The organism is Myroides sp. C6-3, assembly GCF_050522425.1.
Classification (GTDB): domain Bacteria; phylum Bacteroidota; class Bacteroidia; order Flavobacteriales; family Flavobacteriaceae; genus Flavobacterium.
In genome coordinates this window covers 1-19,463 of the sequence record NZ_JBMVQP010000019.1, presented here as the reverse complement: position 1 = coordinate 19,463, position 19,463 = coordinate 1, and the positions used below count along the sequence as shown (strand labels likewise).

The window sequence follows — 19,463 nt, the reverse complement described above, 5'->3', positions numbered from 1 at the left end:
TCTTGAGAGTAGACCCTTTTTTTATGGTTTATATTTCGTCATTCTCAATGATCACAAGATTATATCCCACGTGACTTACAGCAGTATCTCGAATTCGATCTGCTACTTTAGATACGGGAACGGGACGATAGGACCGAAGTAATCCCATTCGATTGAAAAGGAGTAAAACTTTCACGCCCATTTTTTCACCAAATCGATCTGAATTCGGTCGAATAAGCGAACTAGGACGGATAATAATAGTTCGATTAAAATGCAACTGAGCAATGGCTTGTTCAATTCTCCCTTTTAGGTATAAGTAGAACACCTTGCTGTGGTAATCGGCTCCCTTGGACGAAACCAAAACGAAGGTCTGAATTGATTTTGTCTTACAGTATTTGGCAAATTGTACGACATAATCATAATCAATATGCCATTGATTCTTTTTTCCACCTGCTTGTTTCTTCGTTGTACCCAAACAACTAAAAGCTACATTACCCTCAATCAAATGATGCCATTCAGCCATTTTATCAAAATCAACCACGTGGTAAATCAGCTTAGGGTGTTGAATGTCCCAAGGGCTTCGCACAAAAATTTCGACAAAATGATAGCGATCGTCACACAGTAGTTGACGCACCAATACTTTTCCAACGGCTCCAGTAGCCCCAATGATTACAGCTCTCATAACAGGAATTTACAAAAAAAAATAAAGCGCTTCGCTTCTTTTTTATTCCCTAAGCTACTTATTAAAAAACTAAGGGAAAGAAAAGCCTCAATAAACCCGCACATTAATCTTCAAAAGTTCCAGATACATAGTACAACTTATCCCCTAAAGCCTCAAAGAGCGAATGTTCTTTATGTTGATGCTCTACTCCATTTGCATCTGTAAAAGAAGCCTTAAACGTTACTGTAGTAACTGTTGCATTTACAATTATAAGCCCCGTCCATTCATTTTCAGTTGCCCATTGTAAGATCGATTTCTTACTGTACAAATGACGTCTTCTCGGATGGGTTGTCTCTAGTACGTATTTTGCATTCGCCAACACATAAGCGGTATATCTTGAGCGCATTAACGCTTCTGCTGTTGTAGGATATTGTGCTCCTCCTATATAAAGCAAGCAGCACTTCTCTATTGGTTCTTCACTTCCACAAGGACACATACGATTTACTTTTTTATTTTTTCTTGGAGGTCTTCAACAATTTTGTGCATTTTCGCTAGACGAACCAAGCCGTCATCAGAGGTTTCATCATCCATCAGTTGTTGTAATCGCTTACTGATTTCAATAGCAAACAGCTGCGCTATTTCGTATTTCTCCTCTTTAATGAGTTGCATTAAATCAAGTATTGCTTTCTCCATATTCTTTTCTCTTATTTCTTATACAATACAAAGATATTGCTTGCTTTGGTTTAAAGTGGTCTTTTATTTGCCTTATTTTTTAAAACGCTAATCCTCCTCTTTATGCTAAAAAACCTGCTGAATCTCCTTTTTCCGATAAGTTGTTGTGGCTGTGGGGTGATTCTCCTTAAAGGGGAATCCTTCTTATGTACCGCTTGTCGTGCTTTTCTACCCTTTACAAATCAACATCAATCTGATGCAAATGAAGCCATGGGTAAGTTTTACGGTAAAGTCAACATTACGCGAGCAAGTTGCCTGCTCTACTATACCAAAAATGGCCGAGTATCTCATCTCTTTCATCAACTTAAATATGGAAATCAACCTCAAATTAGTTATTTTTTAGGTAAGATGTATGCCGAAATCTTATCCGAAACAGCAGCATTAAAAACCATTGACTGGATCATTCCCGTGCCTATGTACCCGAAAAAACGAAAGCAAAGGGGGTACAATCAAGTAGATGGATTCGCTACAGCACTAGCTGAATACTACGGAATCCCCATTAATCGAACATTATTGACAAAAATCTCCGCTACTCCCTCTCAAACCACCAAGAGCTTTCGCGAGCGAATCAACGCCCAAACAACTGTTTTTTACTTAACTCCTGCCCCTGAGTATACTGGAAAACACTTTTTATTACTCGATGATATCTTAACAACAGGCACTACACTGGAAACTTGTGCCAAACTCTTGTTGCAAATTCCTCAGAGCAAGGTGAGTATTTTGTGTTTAGCTTATACAAAATGAAGTTTTTAGGGATCGATATTTTCTAAGTAAAAAATATAATTGTTACTTTGTCTTTTCAAAATAGAACTATGTCTAAGTTTCGTCTATACTTGTTTACTTGCTTACTCATTTTATGTGTAACCTGTTTTTCTAATTGTGCTAAGAGAGGGTTTATTTCAGGAGGTCCTATGGACACCCTACCTCCAGTAGTAGTCAAGAGTTATCCTGAGAATTTCTCAATCAACTTCGATAAAGATGAAATCAAAATTGACTTTGATGAATTCATCAAGTTAAAAAATGTCAACCAAAACTTGATTGTTTCTCCGCCTTTAAAACACAATCCGGAGATTTCTCCCATGGGAAGCCCTAAGAAGACCATGACCATCAAGATAAAAGATACCCTACACCCCAATACTACCTATAGTTTTAACTTTGGGGATGCTATTATAGACAACAACGAGGGCAATGTATTACCGCAATTTAAATACATCTTCTCAACGGGGACCTATATTGACTCCCTAAAACTTGAAGGAACCATTCAATCCGCTCACAAATTGAAAACCGATAATTTTGTCAATGTGATGCTGTATGATGCTACCGTATTTACGGACTCAACCGTTTACAAAGAAAAACCACTGTATATCACGAATACGTTAGACTCTTTAACTACATTTTCCATCGAAAACATTAAAGCAGGTACTTACTATTTAGTGGGATTGAAACAAAAAACAAATAATTTTTTGTTCAATCCGGAGCAAGATAAAATCGCTTTTATACAGGACACTATCACCATCCCAACGGATAAGAGCTACAACTTAGTTCTCTTTAAATCTGAAGAACCGTTCAAGGCAAAACGCCCAGCGCAGCTTTCAGAAAATAAGTGGTATCTCCCTTATGTTGGAAATAAAGACGGTGTACACGTAAAAGTTACCAAAAACGATAGCTTGATAAAAAGTGTTTATACCCCCTTAGAGGCAAAAGATTCACTACAACTTTGGTTTCCTAAAATTGTAGCAGACTCCTTACATATTACCGTAAGTAAAGACGATTATTTAGAAACCTTTACTGTGCGTCCACGTGCAAAAATGAAGGAAATAGATACGCTCCGAGTTACAGCCAAGAATAACGCAATTGACTTCAAAGAGGCTTTTTCTTTAAAGACAACAACACCGATTGCTCGTGTAGATAAAAATTTAATCCAAATTATTAATAAAGATTCGCTCCCTGTTTCTTTTGAAATTCAAGAAGTATTAGAAGAACAAAAGGTAGCACTACTATTTGACAAAGAACAAGAAGAGCTGTATAGTATCAGCCTACTTCCGAATGCCTTAGTCGATTTATTTGGCAAGGGAAATGACACACTAAACTATGCACTAAAAACGACTAAACACAGCGATTATGGGAACTTAAACCTTAATCTTAGTAGTGTGAAGCGTTATCCTATTATTGTAGACTTAATTGATGAGCAGGAAAAAGTTTATTTCACTCAAATCATTCATGCTCCACAAACTATTGTATTTGATTTACTTCCTCCGCGTAAATATTATGTTCGCGTGATCTATGATGATAATCAAAATGGAAAGTGGGACACGGGGTACTATTGGGACAAGCGTCAACCAGAGGAAACATTCTATGCAAAAGAACCTATTGACGTACGTGCCAATTGGGATATCAATCAAGATCTTGATTTAAAATAAGATCTTATTCGTTTGCGGTTCACATGCAAGAGCAAACCGTAAACGGCACTTAATTGCCTAGCTTTTTAAACGTTTGATAGCAAATATACACGACTAACAATCCCACAACAGCTAATACAGCACACAATAGCCTATTCATCGTGTTTGTTGCTTCACTAGCATACTCCTTGTTGGTCATTCGCTCACTGCTCGTAAAACCTATGGTCTTTACTGTGGGTAACAACAAGGGAATATCGCTTTTAAAGTGTTGTATATCATAGTCCGGAATTTCTGTTAGCTCGTTATTCACGATTATTTCATATGTCTTATCCGCTTGTAGATAAGCAGTTGCAAATCGAGTTAAAGCAGATATGACCACATCCTTAATCACTATGGGTGGATTATTGCCGTTATAAATCTCCAAGTATGGATTTTGTACAAGGGCGTGTTCAACAATAAACTCATTACTTCGCTTAGAAGATAACGTAAGTGGTATAGCCACATGGGTTATGGAATCTCTCAACATAGCTTTTCGGTAATAATCTTGAGGACTATCAACTAGTACAGACACTTTATTGAGCTTGTAATGCAGTGACTGAGGAGCAAAAGAAACAAGAGTTGTTTTGTCCTTTTGTTGCGTTAATTGGGCGTCATATTGTAGTAAAATTGGGCTAAACTGTCCATATGTATGGGTATCAACTACGGTGCTAACCTTATTTAGTTTTAAGGGGGTTGTTTGGTTATTGACAAGCTCTATTTCATAATATGGATACTGTCCCTCTGGCATTCCTATAAACAACGTTGTCTCACCTCCCTCAGCAGTATGATCCGTATAAATAGGATGCTTTTGCTTCACACTAAACCAATCCTCTCCATTGTTACTCCCACTCACCGATGCAGTTATAGCGACGTCCGCTTTGTTGATCGTCACATAAAAATCTTTTATTGCTCTCTTTTGAGGATTGTGCACAACAAACCGATTCATACTATCTTTCTCTATGCGATGAAGTATAGCATAATCGATCATTTTTGTTTCCTTAGACGACGGCTGAACAGCTCGGATAAAATAAGGCACCTCTATAGAATCAACTGCGTCTTGTTGTACAAGGCGAAGATTGGCAAAGTTGTCGTTCGCACAGCCCACTATCCTAGTGTCTAATTCAATGTTGTAATACCCACTTTCCATTACAGGAGCTAAACGAGCTTGATACACTTTCACTTGTCCATAAACAGAGGAAATACTCAACAAAATAACTCCCCATAACCCCAACAATAACCTAGCAAAGACTCTCATATACAACTAGTTTAAACATCCGTCGAATCCCCTTCTTTCGAAAGATTCGACTTTTGACCTTCTTTGTCTTTTAGAAGTAACTTAATGCGCTCTAAAAGGAAAGAAACAATTAAAAGAATAATACCCAACACTACAAAAGAAGCAATTTTCCCCCCTTGATTCATGCGCCAAACATCGTAGAGATAGAACTTCAAAATGATGATTCCAAAACTTGCTAAAGATAATTTTCTCCATTCGGCTTTCTCTTTGTTGATACCCAAAATCATCAACACCATCGCCATTAACCCCCAAAGTATTGGATATCCATATGCGTGAATATTGTCAAGGATGATGTAATACGTCTCCGGGATACTGAGTATCCATACCAGTATATTATCCAATTCTACTGAGAACAAAACAACTAAAGAAATAAACAAAACAGCGTTTAATCCTTCAGTCTCCCGCACTTTCACCTTAGACATATTGCGATACAACATCCAATATAAATACAAGAAAATAGCAAAGCTTAGCAGGTGAAGCGCAAAATATCCTTTCGGGTATACGCTGTAATTAAATATATCACTTCGCACTCCTTCAATTGAAAAGGCGAAGATCAACAATGCGATACTCGTTACGGCTACATAGATCCAGTATCTTATTTTGGTTGTCTTTTGTTTGTCTAAAGCAACGTAAACTGCAGCAAAAAGTAAGCTATAAGTCACCATACAAAGTGTTTTATAAATACCATTTGTTACACCTAGGATTGGATATTCAATTCTACATCCTACTTGATAGGAAAGTTCAAGATACAAGGCAATATAAGCCAATACAAAGAGTATGATTCTAGCTCCTTTTTGTATTTCTTTTGTAGATGGTTGCCTCGTTGATTTTAATCCGATCGTATCCTCTTCTTTGATGGAACTCTTCCTTGCACATTGATAGACAAAAAAGAAGGCTACTAGCACAACAAGAGCCGTCAAGGTATATTGATTGACGATAAGGGGTAAAATATGGACTAAAACCATTGAGTCTGTCGCTTCATGGTATTCAAATGAAGGATTGAAGCTGCGGATATCCAATAAGTAAGAAAAAACAGTGAGTACACTCAAGATCAGTGCTCCCACTCGAAACAAGTTGGCTTTAGTACGCGTCCATATCCAGAACAGCACTCCCATTTCAATAGCCCATACAAGGGTAATATATACCTTACTCAACTGTACAGGAATAGCTAAAGACACAAGTCCAAGGGTAATCGCCAAAAGTGTGTACGTATAATTTATATCGATTGACTGGTTTTTCTTGCTAGTTGAACGAAGGATAAACAAAGCATTAACGAGTGCCATACCAATAATGATTACACCTAAATAATTCACACCAGTACTTTTGGCGTGAATCGCAAAGAAACAAATCAAAACTGTAAAATTCGTCAAAGCCATATAGAGTAATTGCCCCCAAGGCGATTGTTCCTCCGTTTTGTTTTTATAGCGCAAGACCAATAGCAACATAAATTGCAAGAAGAATAATGCGGTAAACAAGATCGCAGCACCTTGATACATCTCTTCGTACTTAACCCACAACCAGGTTCCCAAATACAGAAAAGTCAGTACATAGCTAAACTTATCGATGAGCAACCACCTTTGTCGAACAGCCACAACTAACACCCCGGTATTAAGTAAAAGTATATAAGAAAACAGCACGATATGATTCCCAGATCCCGTGCTGACTAGCAAAGGAGATAACATCCCACCAATAAAGGCAAAAATGGCAACTTCCTGTCTCTTATAGGCGATAGAAAGAAGAACAGCTAATACCGTTATAACAAGTAAAATAACAAAGGCCGTCGTCTGATTAAAAATTTCATATTCGCGGAAAGCCAAGGTTATCGTAGTATAAAAAGTGGCGAATCCTCCCCCTAATAAAATAGAAGAAAAAACGCGATACGCAACACTTAACTTATGTGCGATGCCCACTAAAACGCCCCCTACTGCAATTCCCAATGCCACACGTCCCACTTCATTAATCCAATCTTGATCAATGGCGTATTTCACGAAGAAACCAATTCCCAAAACCAAGGTAATAATACCAATGGCATTCAGCCAATTGACTTCTTTTAATCCTTGAACGAAGTTGCTTTCCTTCTCTGCTCTTACAACGTGATCAACAGTTTGTTGAGCAGCAAAAGAAGGTGGTGTGATTTTCACCTCTTCATCTGTAGTGCGATGCTGCGCTATCGCATGGCGTTTCAGCAATTCTTGCTCCGTAGGATCCAAAACAGGAGTTGCCTGTGCAGATGAGGGAATCGCTTCTTTAGTAGTATCCGAAGAAGTGATGGTAGACGTTTCCTTAATAACCGTAGGAGGAATAGGAGGAGGAAGCACCAAGCGTTCCACTTCTAGCTCTGGTTTTGTCTGCGTTTCTATATCTGCATCAATAGTAGTACTTGACGAAGCCAGATCCGACCCTTTCAGCGCATTGATCTTTTGCTGTATTTCCTGTAGAACCTGCGATAAGGTAACCGTACGTCGATTAACTTGATCTAACTGCGTGCGCATCTTGTCAAACTTATTCATCAGGCTCAGTACTAAAACAACCAAGACCACGACCAGGAGAAAAAGGGTAAACATCATACGACTTCAACTTTAGTTTAAATTATCTCTTCTTTAACGCCATTTTTAAATAAAAAAAAGAGGTTAATTACCAAAATTAATGAAAAATAACCCCATAAAGGCATCTGTTTTTTAAAATAGTAGAAAAATCACTAAAAGGAGTGATTTTTATGCTGCCACACAAGAGGAAATACCTTATATAAATCAATTTTTACTCTCCCAGCGAATAACCAAGAAACTCTGAACGAAATAATTAACTAAAGCGCGTAAAACTGTTCAAACAAAACCACACAACATATTAATTAATAGCAAATTATAAGCTTATTTAAATTATTACTAAAAAGATTTTTTTACACTTTCCTGTTCTACATTTGATCGATCAAAATTTAAATCTAATCTACAATGAGATTAACAAAAATGACTTTAGCTCTTGCATTTTTAGCTCTTGCTTTCGCTTCTTGTAAACAACCAAAAGAAGTTCCTGTTGAAGAAACAACAACTACAGAAGTAGTAGAGGAAACAACAACACCTCAAGCAGTAGACACAAAAGAATTAGTTGCTTCCTGGACACAACCAAACCCTATTAATGACAAAGAAGTACAAGGTTTCGAATTAAAAGAAGACGGAACAGCAGCTTCAATTAATAGGGCTACACTTCAAACGAAAAAGTGGTGGGTAGAAGGAGATAAATTATTCTTGGAGCAAGAGAGCATTGGTAATGGTACATCAAGTATTGATACAGTATCTTACCTATTTGAAGTGGTTGATGGTACTACTTTAAACCTAATTAACGGGAAATCCAAAGACTCTTTCACAAGAAAGTAATGCTATAAAAAAGCTACCTAAATGGGTAGCTTTCTTTTATTTGTGCTGTCCAAGAATTCATAGGACACATTTACTTCAAGTCAAAATCGTCAGCATCTTTCAGAAATGCAAAGCGATTTCGCGCTTTATCTTGTGTTGTTTTATCCAAGATAACATATTGTACTTGTTCCCCTTTAAGCGGCTCGACAAGGTACTGTCCCATATAGTCAATGACCTGAGAATGCCCGGTGTATTGATTGTCATTTTGATCTTCTCCACAGCGATTTACTCCGACGACATAGCTCATATTTTCAATAGCACGCGCTTTTAGGAGTGAATCCCAAGCGTAAATACGCTGATCTGGCCAACTAGCAACATATAGCAATAGATCATATGTTCCACCGATATTTCGAGCAAAAGCTGGAAAACGCAAATCATAACATACTAAAGGGCAGATATTCCACCCCCTATATTCAACAACTAAGCGACTTCTTCCTGCTGCATACACCTTTTCTTCCCCTGCAAGCGTGAATAAATGTCGCTTGTCATAGGTTTTACATTCACCTGTGGGCCAAATAAAGAACAAGCGATTGTAATATAGGTTGTCCTCCTTGATAACAAGACTACCTGTTAAGGCGAAATCAAGCGATTTACAGCACGATTGCAATTCTTCGATAAACTTATCTTGCATCGTCATGAAAACGCGTTCAGGGTGCATGGTAAAGCCTGAGGCAAACATTTCTGGCAGAACAACCAAATCGGTTCCGCGTTCAATCTGATGTAATTGATCTTTAAAATACGCTGTATTTTGCTGTACATCTTCCCAAGCTAAAGGGGCTTGAATCAAGGCTATTTTCATACGTTCGTTTTAAGTCTTTCAAAAATACGAAATTTCTTTGTTGACTGTTGATTGTTGGAGGTTAATTGTGCCAACAAACAACACCCCCCTGTATCAGTTATACTAAACTATTCATGATTTTCATGTGTACAAAGCTCACTGTACTTGGCTAATATTTGCTTAAAGAACACGAAATCCATTTCGCCTTTGTATTCTATTTTAGCCCAGTGTTTAGAATATCCTTCTTCCCTACGTTTAGCTATATACTCCTTCTTCGTTGCTTTAAATTCTTTCAATGCTTGCTGGTACTCTTCCTTATACTTTTTTGAATCAATATAATTCTCTTGTAAATACGCATGAAAAGCCTTGCAGTCCTTATCCAGTAGCATCATATGTCTAGCAGTCTCGCGGTCTGTTCTACGATACCCGCCATTGAACAAGAAAAAGTAATCCGTATTGGCTACAGGAAAATAATAATTGGTAAGAATCAATCTCCCATTAGCAACAACTAGAAGCATAGAGAAAGGCACATCCTTATACTTATTCAACGAAAAGAAATCCACAACATAGCGATCTGAGAACTCATATTTCTTAGCAAATTTTCGAACTCGAATAGGATAGTATACAACGGATTTAGTTTCATCTTTTTTATTAAAAACCTCTACTGAGACTATATCTCTAGAGGAAACAGGACGATAGTCTTTTGCACCGTCGGTCTTAAATTTAAATTCATAAGGATCGTCATATTGAGAACCAAACAACGTGAATTTCTCCCTTATTGTTCCTGTTTCTTTAGACCCATTTTTGAATGTGAGAACCGTTTTTCCATAATTCACATCGGTTGCTGCGAAACCAAGTTGTCCGTAAGAGACAAATGAAGTACATAGCAGGATAATTGTTAGTAAGAGGTTTTTTATCATTAGTGAAAGTTTTGTTAATAGTTGCCAAATATAAGTTAATATCATCCAATATAAAAACAAAAAAAAGCAGAACCATGGGTTCTGCTTTTTCCTTTTTCAAAAAAATATTAAAATCCTCTATAAGGCCGCTTTTAAGTACTCTCTGTTCATACGAGCAATATTCTCTAGAGAAATACCTTTTGGACATTCAACCTCACAAGCACCTGTATTTGTACAGTTACCGAAGCCTAAAGCATCCATCTCAGCTACCATGTTCATTACACGGTCTGCTGCTTCTACTTTACCTTGTGGCAACAAAGCAAACTGAGAAACTTTTGCAGAAACGAATAACATAGCAGAAGAGTTTTTACACGTTGCTACACATGCTCCACATCCAATACAAGTTGCTGCGTCAAAAGAACGGTCAGCATCGTGTTTAGGAATAGGAATAGCATTAGCGTCTTGTGTATTACCTGAAGTATTTACCGAAATAAATCCTCCTGCGTGTTGAATTTTATCAAAAGCCGTACGATCTACAACTAAGTCTTTAATTACAGGAAAAGCTTTCGCTCTGAATGGTTCGATATAAATCGTATCACCATCTTTAAACTTTCTCATGTGTAATTGACAAGTTGTAACTCCTTTATCTGGTCCGTGTGCTTGTCCATTAATAAACAATGAACACATTCCACAAATACCTTCACGACAGTCGTGGTCAAATGCTACGGGATCATCCCCTTTCTCAATTAGCTCGTTGTTTAAAACATCAAGCATTTCTAAGAAAGACATATCAGGAGAAACATTATTGATTTTATATTCAACTATTTTCCCTTGTTCTTTAGCGTTTTTTTGACGCCATATTTTTAATGTAAGATTCATCTGCATCGAATTTTTACAACAAGATATGATTCAAGAATCAATACCTCAATATTATTTATAACTACGAGTTACCAACTTAATGTTTTCATACACCAACTCTTCTTTGTGTAGAACAGCATCTCTAGGATTTCCTTTGTACTCCCATGCAGCAGCATAAGCAAAGTTTTCATCATCACGTTGCGCTTCTCCTTCTTCAGTTTGGTGTTCTTCGCGGAAATGTCCTCCACAAGATTCTTCACGGTGTAAAGCATCTTTAGCGAATAATTCACCTAACTCTAGGAAGTCAGCAACTCTAAGCGCTTTTTCTAACTCTTGGTTAAAGCTATCTGCAGTTCCAGAAACTTTCACGTCTTTGTAGAATTCCTCTCTCAATGCAGCAATTTCGTCCATTGCTTCGTTTAGACCTTGTGCATTACGAGCCATACCTACTTTATCCCACATAATTTTACCTAACTTCTTGTGGAAGTAATCTACCGAATGTGATCCCTTATTATTCATTAAGTGATCGATCATATCTTGTACATTTTTCTCCGCAGCAACGAATTCTGGTAAGTCTGTAGGAATAGCACCTGTACGAATATCATCAGCTAAGTAATCCCCGATTGTATATGGTAATACGAAATATCCATCCGCTAATCCTTGCATCAAAGCAGAAGCTCCTAAACGGTTAGCTCCGTGATCTGAGAAGTTAGCTTCACCAATTACATAACATCCTTCGATTGTAGACATTAAGTTGTAATCTACCCATACACCACCCATCGTGTAGTGAACTGCTGGGTAAATCATCATTGGCGTTGTGTATGGATCCTCATCAACGATTTTCTCATACATTTGGAATAAGTTTCCGTATTTATTCTCTACAACGTCTCTACCTAATTTGTACACTAATTTTGCGTCGTTTTCATCTAAGTGTTGAATACGCGCTTGTTCTTTACCATAACGCTCAATCGCTGAAGCGAAATCTAAGTAAACAGCTTCTCCTGTAGCGTTAACTCCATATCCAGCATCACATCTTTCTTTAGCCGCACGAGACGCAACGTCACGAGGTACTAAGTTTCCGAATGATGGATATCTTCTTTCTAAGTAGTAATCTCTATCTTCTTCTGCAATTTGAGTTGGTTTTAATTTTCCTTCTCTAATTGCAACTGCATCTTCCATTTTCTTTGGAACCCAAATACGTCCGTCATTACGCAAAGACTCCGACATCAACGTTAATTTTGATTGGTGGTCTCCTGTAACAGGAATACAAGTTGGGTGAATTTGTGTAAAACAAGGGTTAGCAAAGAATGCTCCACGTTTGTGTGCTTTCCAAGCAGCAGTAACGTTAGAACCCATTGCATTGGTAGACAAGAAGAATACGTTTCCATAACCACCAGTAGCGATCACTACAGCGTGTCCTGAATGACGTTCAATCTCCCCGTTAATTAGGTTACGAGCGATAATCCCTCTTGCTTTTCCATCAACTAATACTAAATCTAGCATCTCATGACGGTTGTACATTTGGATCTTTCCACGACCAATTTGACGGTTCATGGCAGAATAAGCACCTAATAATAACTGTTGTCCTGTTTGTCCTTTAGCATAGAATGTACGAGAAACTTGAGTTCCCCCGAAAGAACGGTTGTCTAATAAACCGCCGTACTCACGTGCTAAAGGCACACCTTGAGCCACACATTGGTCAATAATATTCGCTGAAACTTCAGACAAACGGTGTACGTTTGCTTCACGAGCGCGGTAATCTCCCCCTTTTACAGTATCGTAGAACAATCTGTGGATAGAGTCACCATCTCCTTGGTAGTTTTTAGCAGCGTTGATCCCTCCTTGTGCTGCAATTGAGTGCGCACGACGAGGTGAATCTTGATAACAAAATGCTTTTACATTATAACCTAACTCTGCTAATGTAGCAGCAGCAGATCCACCAGCTAATCCCGTACCAACAACAATAACATCAATGTTACGTTTATTCGCTGGGTTAACTAATTTAATGTGATTTTTATAATCAGACCATTTCTTATCGATTGGTCCTTGAGGTATCTTAGAATCTAATTTCATAATCAATTTCTTTAGGACTATTTAATAAAGTGAATGTATAATGGAATGATTGCAAACAAAGCAGGAACTAAATATGCAAATACGTAGCCAATGCCTTTAATCAAACAGTTATACTTTGGATTATTTATCCCTAAAGATTGGAATGCGCTTGCAAAACCATGAGATAAATGGAATCCAAGAACAATCATTGCGATTACATATAAAATTGTGCTGATCAATCCTGTAGAAGGATCTTTGAAAAACTCAATTGTGATTTTATGTAAATCTTTGTAACCATCTGCAAGTTTTAAATCGGTCCCTTTTTGGTAGAAAGAAGTTCCTTTAATTTCTAACTGTCCCATTTCAACCGCTCTAACGTCAATAGGCTGCTCCTGAACTGTCTTGTAAATATGAACAGGCTCTTCTTGACCCTCAATTGTAACTTCAATCGTCTGTAATGGCATTTCAGCAAAATGCATTTTCGCCCAGAAATTCGCCATGTGTGTTACGATGAAAACTAACAATAAAGTTCCCAATACCGCCATATTACGAGAAGACCATTTGCTGTTTGCTGCAGCATTGTTTTTCGCGTATCCGATCGGACGAGCTTTTTTGTTTTGAACAGTTAGAACTATACCATCAATCGCGTGGAAAAGGATTGATATATACGTTAAATAAGATAATACTTTTACAGCTGGATTAGTTGTCATGAATAAGGCATACTCATTGAATTTTGACGCATCCCCAAAAATCAACTGAAGATTCCCTACCAAGTGACCAACTAAAAACAAGCATAAAAATAACCCTGTAAGAGCCATCCAATATTTCTTTGCAATGGATGACTTTAAAAGTGCAGATTTTGCCATAATGTAATTTTAATTGTTTTTCTTGAAAAAATCTCTCAAAAATACACCTAATTAACGTTATCCACAATGCATAAGCGTTTATTTATATTGAGTATAAACAATTATTTTTGCGTTATTTTACTTAAAAAAAAAGTATTCCTAAACTAGATTTAAGACTAAATAGTCAATTATTCGACAAGATTCTAAAACGATTTTAGAATATTCGCATCAATAACAAGAATAAAGTCGGCCAATCCTTGATTGAGTTTTTCGAAATTCCCCACATTCTCCGCCTCTACCATGGTAATCGTGGCTACTTTCAGCTGCGGAGCATAGCTTTTCAGATACCAAACAATCCCTTCATACTTGTTGCTGTGATAAGAGCCATTGTAATGCACGAAAAGTTTTCCCTCTTCGAAGTTACGCTGAATAAAGTGTGCCATCGTGGCATCTTTAATCGCTTGTGCTTTTGGCAAATTCTCATTAACGTGTTCCGCCTCAAACATGGTTAACATCTCTTTATAGCCTGGCAATTCAGGATCATACGGAAAAGGCAAAGGAGCGATCCACGCTTTTTCTTCAACCTTCAACGTGTCTAACGCCTCTATTCCGCCCTTAAATAACATACTCGCATAACGACGTGGCACATTGGTTGCTATAAACGGCAGCTGATTCGCTTTAGCGTATTCAACCAACGGACGATAATCTCCTTTGTAATTGTTCCATAAGCGCACTTCTGTTGCAAACTCCTCTTCATTGATCTTCGCCTTTACATAATCCGTCAATCCTTGCTGATTATCCGACTCAAACATCTCCGCTCCTAAAATCAAAGCGTGTTGTTGCCCTAAACTTTCCGTCACTTTTAACTGTAACCAATGTCCTAATGAATTGTTGTGGTATTCGCCAAATAAAACAACCTCCGATTTACCGAGTTGTTTAATCATTTCTTTATACGTAACCTTTTTTCCTTTTGCATTGTAAATTTGGTAAGGTTGCCCGTCTCCAGCAAAAGCAGTACTCAAAACGAAAGCGAATAATAGGGTATACAAATATTTCATATCTACTGTGTTTTTATCCGCTTCAAAGATACTTTTATTTCAGTAATTTAGAATAAATAAAAATTAAAAAACCATCGCCAAACCGCGTATTTATACCGGAGAAAGTTTGTTTTTCGCCTTGCTTCCTGTACTTTTGCCCCTCAACAAAACACCAATAATGATTCAAAAATCGCTCATATATAAAAACATTCACGTCAATTACTATGACAGCGGCAAAGGAAACACCTTGATCTTTTTACATGGCTTTTTAGAAAATGCCAAGATGTGGACGGATTATATGGCGCATTTTTCTTCTAAGCACCGCGTCATCAGTATTGATCTTTTAGGACATGGGCAAACCGACTGCTTGGGCTACATCCATACTATGGAAGACATGGCTGATGCTGTATTTGCCGTTGTTTCCCATCTCAAACTAAAAAAAGTGACACTGATCGGTCACTCTATGGGTGGATATGTTTCGCTCGCCTTTGCAGAACTATATCCCGATTTAGTTAAAAGCATCCTCCTAGTCAATTCAACAGCGCGTGCGGATAGCCCTGAACGCAAACAAAATAGAGTTCGAGCGATTGAATTAATCAAGAAAAATGCAACTTTATTTATCACGATGGCAATAAACAATCTCTTTGCAGACCACCTCAGACCTCTACTTCAGCGAGAGATTGACCACAACAGAGAAGAAGCGTTGAAAACGCCGACACAAGGAGTTATCGCTGCATTAGAAGGAATGAAATCTCGAATTGACAGAGAGGTACTTCTGCATTTTGCCCCCTATCGTATTGCTTTCGTACTCGGCAAGGAGGATCCCGTTATGCCCTATGAAGAAACAATAGAGCAAGCAACAGGCACTAATGCTACTGTATATTCACTAGACGGTGGTCATATGCTTCATATAGAACAAAAGGAGGCGTTGAAACAACTCCTTACTCAATGGATAAAAAATTGATGTACTCCCCTAAAAAAAGCGAGAACCTTGTTTCTCGCTTTTTTATATCGTCTCGACAAAGTCTACCTCTGGGTCTAGAATAGCCAAAATAAGCTGTACCAACTCTTCCCTAAACGCCTCTAATACGGTTGGTGTAATATTGTGATCCACCGTTCTACCTTCTCGAACACCAAAAAATAAGAACCCTTCTCTTCTGTTTTTAAAAGAATAAATCCCCGCCTCAAGGGTCTGTAGATGGTGTTGTTCGGCATACATCAAGGCATAACACAACAGCTGTATAATTTTATCATTTTTCAATTGTGTCGTCAATCCGTCCCATTGCGAAAGTTTTACCTGATTCGATTCAACTTTCCCTGTCTTGTAATCAATAACGCGAATTTTTCCGTTTCGATTTTCAATGCGATCCACAAAACCAAACAACTTAATTGGATAGGGTAAACGACTATCGACTAACTCGTGTTCTAACCTCGTTTCTAAAGCTAATAGCTCTACCTGATCTCCTTGCTCTAATCCTTTTAGCTCTTCCCTCAAGAAGTGATATACATTGCGTTTAGCAACCTCAAAGGCAAGTAAGTTTTTCCCCATTTTCTCTTTATCGCTGTTGTAAATCTCTTCAAACTGCGTCTGTACTTCTTGATCTGCTTCCTTCTGAATGGCTTTGATCATTGCAACATCTAGCACTTTCCCAACATAAGGTTGGTATAAATTCTCTAGGGCATTGTGAATAATCGTTCCCAACGTATTTAAAGCTACACTTTCCTCCACCTCTTCTACTTCTCGAATACGCAAAACCTGCTGAATATAAAATTGCAATGGATTGCGCAAATACGTCGTTAAAGCAGAAGGCGAAAATCCTTTAACTGTGGCAATATGCTTTAACTTAGCGGCTAATTCCGTCGACTTCCCAATGGCAATGGGCTCATATGCCTTATCTGGTAAATATGCAGAATAGGTAACATTTTTCAGCTGATGTGCGGGTTGGGTTTCCATCTCTAGCTGAGCTAAAAATCTACTTTTCTCTCCCGCATCTATTCCTTCCGCTTGGGAATTATAAATTAAATACACCTGTTTGGCCCTCAACAACAAATGATAGAAGTGGAAGCTATAAATTGCATCTTTTTCCTTGTACGTTGGCAAACCCAACTCTCTTTTCACGTCATAGGGGATAAAAGAATTCTGGCTTTTTCCAGAAGGAAACTTACCTTCATTCACAGAGGTGAGAATAACCGTTTCAAAGTCCAGCACCCTGCTTTCTAAAATACCCATAATCTGCAACCCTTCTAAAGGATCTCCTTCAAAAGAAACTTCACTCATGTCCATAATTTGCTTATACAGCACATGTAACAATTCAATGGAGTGAATAAATGGATATTTCTCACAATAAGACAACAAGCGATTCAACAGGTTGTATGTTGTAAACAAAAACGTTTTCATCAATCGATTTTGCTGACTATCCACGGCTAATTTATTCTTTACCCTAATAACCAAAGCAATTAATCGTTTTAAGATCTCCGCAGGTTCTTTGTCTTTCCAAGCCGCAAAAACCAATTTCTTAGCTTCTGTATCATTTGCCTTTACCCAAGGCTCGAAGCGATCAAAAGAGAAAAATGTCAGGTTTTTTTTCTGAATTTCAGCAACTACCTCATCTACCTCAAATAATCCTTCCATCACAGGGCTGGTCAATACTTCCAATACATCTCTATAATAGAATACATACTGTTTCCCGCCGCGGCGAACAGCCGCTAAATGCATCTTAAAAATTTTGTTCAAAAACAGCTGTACAGGACTACTGTTTCCGCTATATCCCATTGTAATATTCAAGCTACTCACTGATTCAGGAAGACCGTATAAAACAGGTTGCAATAAATTTTCATCCCCTAACACCACAGCAATTTGATCTAAAGCTTGTCCCTCGGCCAAAGCTTGATCAATCACAGCACCTACAATTTTTGCCTGTCCAACACTTTTCGGCGTTTGAATAATTTCAATCTTCTTTTCTTCAGAAAAACGAGTAGAAATCCACTCAAATGGATGATTCTGATAATAAGGCCACTTCTGCTTTATTCGCCTTAAAAACAACCCCGCATCATGATACGGATCTAAAAGAAACACCTCATCAATATCCCAAAAAACACGCGCTCTTTTTTCTACTAAAAAATGCTGTATAATTACTTCTTCAGCAGCATTTAACGCATTGAACCCAGCAAAATAATACTGCTTCGGATTGTCCTTTAAAAAAGCTTGGTGCTGAGCAACCGCCTCGCGATAAATCATCCCTTGATAACCTATTTTTTTTTCTTTCAAATAGGTGTAAAGCGCACCATAATAAAGCGGTATCTGTTCCCAAAAATGCAGATAATTCTTGATCAAATCTGTGTGTTGATCCACATTTACTGCCCAATGGTTAATATCTTCAATATCTTTCAAGTAACTAAAAACGTGCTGAGGATTTAACAGATAACGATCGACTTCATTAAAATCTTGCAATAACATCCTTGCCCAATTAACAAAATAATCAAAATCTTCTGCTTTATCCCCTACAAGATCTTTGTAAACATGGTAAAACTCAAATAAGAGTTCGATCGCATCAATCCCTCTGAGTTGGGCGATATCCTGAACTAGCTCTTCTACACTTATAATACTAGGCGCGAAAACACTGTGCTCATAAAATTGTTTCAATTGCTCAAGCAAAAAAACCTTCGCTCTTTTATTGGGTAATACCACAACCAAATCATCCATAGAAGAAGGAAAATCTTTCTTTATTTCTTCACTTAACTGATGTAAAAAACGCTGTTGACTCATGTGACTAAAGGTAATAAAAAAAGGGCTTCGATTACTCGAAGCCCTTTTCTATCTTGTGATTATTTCGTTCAATTATTTTTGTAATTGAATTTCAACACGTCTGTTTAACTCACGTCCTTTAACTGTTTTGTTAGAAGCGATTGGGTTTTCAGAACCATAACCTTTAGAAGTTAATCTGTTCGCGTCAACACCTTTCTCAATTAAATAAACTTTAACTGCATTCGCTCTATTGTCAGATAATGGAATATTTACTTTGTCAGAACCAGTACTGTCTGTATATCCAGCGATGTGGAATTTAGCAGTAGGGAATTCTTTCATAATTTTAACGATGTTATCTAACACCGCATAAGAAGCATCTTGGAATGTAAACTTACCAGTGTGGAATAAAATTGTTTTTCCGTACTCGTTCAATTGTTTAACTTGCTCTTCTTTAATTTCTGGACATCCATTGTTTGAAGCAGGACCAGGAACATCTGGACAGTTGTCTAAATGATCAGGCACTCCGTCTCCATCTCTATCTGGCCAAGGACAACCGTTGTTTTCTTTTGGACCAGGAACTTCTGGACATTCGTCTTTATGATCTGGCACCCCGTCTCCGTCTGTATCAGGACATCCGTTGAACTCAGCTAAACCAGGAACATCTGGACACTCATCTAAATGATCAGGAATACCATCTCCGTCTGTATCAGGACATCCGTTGAATTCTGGTAAACC

The 19,463-nt window shown here is 37.8% G+C and carries 17 protein-coding genes; 4 read left to right on the top strand and 13 right to left on the bottom strand.

Going from position 1 to position 19,463, the window contains the following annotated elements:
• Nucleotides 1-28 precede the first annotated feature (28 nt).
• The 3 genes from ACPDG9_RS09360 to ACPDG9_RS09350 form a co-directional block, all read right to left on the bottom strand.
• The gene (locus ACPDG9_RS09360) at nucleotides 29-661 is read right to left on the bottom strand and encodes an NAD(P)H-binding protein (RefSeq protein ID WP_430527495.1); all 633 of its coding nucleotides are present in this window, start codon (nucleotides 659-661) and stop codon (nucleotides 29-31) included.
• A gap of 103 nt (nucleotides 662-764) precedes the next feature.
• Nucleotides 765-1,136 (bottom strand): YchJ family protein, encoded by a 372-nt coding sequence (locus ACPDG9_RS09355; RefSeq protein WP_430527494.1) that lies wholly within the window; start codon nucleotides 1,134-1,136, stop codon nucleotides 765-767.
• Nucleotides 1,137-1,141: 5 nt separating this feature from the next.
• Entirely contained in the window at nucleotides 1,142-1,333 is a 192-nt protein-coding gene (locus tag ACPDG9_RS09350) for a hypothetical protein (protein ID WP_430527493.1), read from the bottom strand.
• A 102-nt stretch (nucleotides 1,334-1,435) separates the two neighbouring features.
• Here ACPDG9_RS09350 and ACPDG9_RS09345 point away from each other — a divergent pair, with 102 nt between their 5' ends.
• The gene (locus ACPDG9_RS09345; RefSeq protein ID WP_430527492.1) at nucleotides 1,436-2,116 is read left to right on the top strand and encodes a ComF family protein; all 681 of its coding nucleotides are present in this window, start codon (nucleotides 1,436-1,438) and stop codon (nucleotides 2,114-2,116) included.
• Nucleotides 2,117-2,184: 68 nt separating this feature from the next.
• On the top strand, nucleotides 2,185-3,792 hold the full coding sequence (locus ACPDG9_RS09340; protein WP_430527491.1) for an Ig-like domain-containing protein: 1,608 nt from the start codon (nucleotides 2,185-2,187) through the stop codon (nucleotides 3,790-3,792).
• A gap of 49 nt (nucleotides 3,793-3,841) precedes the next feature.
• Here ACPDG9_RS09340 and ACPDG9_RS09335 read toward each other — a convergent pair whose 3' ends face one another.
• Together ACPDG9_RS09335 and ACPDG9_RS09330 are read right to left on the bottom strand one after the other, a co-directional pair.
• The gene (locus tag ACPDG9_RS09335; protein ID WP_430527490.1) at nucleotides 3,842-5,065 is read right to left on the bottom strand and encodes a hypothetical protein; all 1,224 of its coding nucleotides are present in this window, start codon (nucleotides 5,063-5,065) and stop codon (nucleotides 3,842-3,844) included.
• 11 nt (nucleotides 5,066-5,076) lie between these two features.
• Nucleotides 5,077-7,671, bottom strand: a complete 2,595-nt coding sequence (locus ACPDG9_RS09330; RefSeq protein ID WP_430527489.1) for a DUF2339 domain-containing protein — start codon at nucleotides 7,669-7,671, stop codon at nucleotides 5,077-5,079.
• Nucleotides 7,672-8,052: 381 nt separating this feature from the next.
• On the opposite strand from ACPDG9_RS09330, the gene ACPDG9_RS09325 reads away from it, so the two are divergent.
• Nucleotides 8,053-8,475 carry a lipocalin family protein gene (locus ACPDG9_RS09325; RefSeq protein WP_430527488.1) on the top strand — a complete coding sequence of 141 codons (423 nt, stop codon included), beginning with the start codon at nucleotides 8,053-8,055 and terminating at the stop codon, nucleotides 8,473-8,475.
• A gap of 70 nt (nucleotides 8,476-8,545) precedes the next feature.
• On the opposite strand, the gene ACPDG9_RS09320 is transcribed toward ACPDG9_RS09325, so the two are convergent.
• The 6 genes from ACPDG9_RS09320 to ACPDG9_RS09295 all read right to left on the bottom strand — a co-directional run bounded on the left by ACPDG9_RS09320 (nucleotide 8,546) and on the right by ACPDG9_RS09295 (nucleotide 15,004).
• Complete coding sequence (locus ACPDG9_RS09320) at nucleotides 8,546-9,313, bottom strand: nitrilase family protein (RefSeq protein ID WP_430527487.1); 768 nt, start codon at nucleotides 9,311-9,313, stop codon at nucleotides 8,546-8,548.
• 107 nt (nucleotides 9,314-9,420) lie between these two features.
• Nucleotides 9,421-10,212: a hypothetical protein gene (locus ACPDG9_RS09315; RefSeq protein ID WP_430527486.1), complete on the bottom strand. Its 792-nt coding sequence runs from the start codon at nucleotides 10,210-10,212 to the stop codon at nucleotides 9,421-9,423.
• Between the two features lie 117 nt (nucleotides 10,213-10,329).
• Nucleotides 10,330-11,070, bottom strand: a complete 741-nt coding sequence (locus tag ACPDG9_RS09310; protein WP_430527485.1) for a succinate dehydrogenase/fumarate reductase iron-sulfur subunit — start codon at nucleotides 11,068-11,070, stop codon at nucleotides 10,330-10,332.
• 51 nt (nucleotides 11,071-11,121) lie between these two features.
• Nucleotides 11,122-13,122: a fumarate reductase/succinate dehydrogenase flavoprotein subunit gene (locus ACPDG9_RS09305; RefSeq protein ID WP_430527484.1), complete on the bottom strand. Its 2,001-nt coding sequence runs from the start codon at nucleotides 13,120-13,122 to the stop codon at nucleotides 11,122-11,124.
• Between the two features lie 17 nt (nucleotides 13,123-13,139).
• Nucleotides 13,140-13,967: a succinate dehydrogenase cytochrome b subunit gene (locus tag ACPDG9_RS09300; RefSeq protein ID WP_430527483.1), complete on the bottom strand. Its 828-nt coding sequence runs from the start codon at nucleotides 13,965-13,967 to the stop codon at nucleotides 13,140-13,142.
• Nucleotides 13,968-14,149: 182 nt separating this feature from the next.
• A complete protein-coding gene (locus ACPDG9_RS09295; RefSeq protein WP_430527482.1) occupies nucleotides 14,150-15,004 on the bottom strand; it encodes a ChaN family lipoprotein in 855 nt (284 codons plus the stop codon).
• 157 nt (nucleotides 15,005-15,161) lie between these two features.
• Between ACPDG9_RS09295 and ACPDG9_RS09290 the strand changes: the two genes are divergently transcribed.
• On the top strand, nucleotides 15,162-15,947 hold the full coding sequence (locus ACPDG9_RS09290; protein WP_430527481.1) for an alpha/beta fold hydrolase: 786 nt from the start codon (nucleotides 15,162-15,164) through the stop codon (nucleotides 15,945-15,947).
• Nucleotides 15,948-15,989: 42 nt separating this feature from the next.
• Here ACPDG9_RS09290 and ACPDG9_RS09285 read toward each other — a convergent pair whose 3' ends face one another.
• Entirely contained in the window at nucleotides 15,990-18,749 is a 2,760-nt protein-coding gene (locus tag ACPDG9_RS09285; protein WP_430527480.1) for a PD-(D/E)XK nuclease family protein, read from the bottom strand.
• A gap of 72 nt (nucleotides 18,750-18,821) precedes the next feature.
• On the bottom strand, nucleotides 18,822-19,463 hold a 642-nt coding region (locus ACPDG9_RS09280), incomplete at its 5' end, for an OmpA family protein (RefSeq protein WP_430527479.1).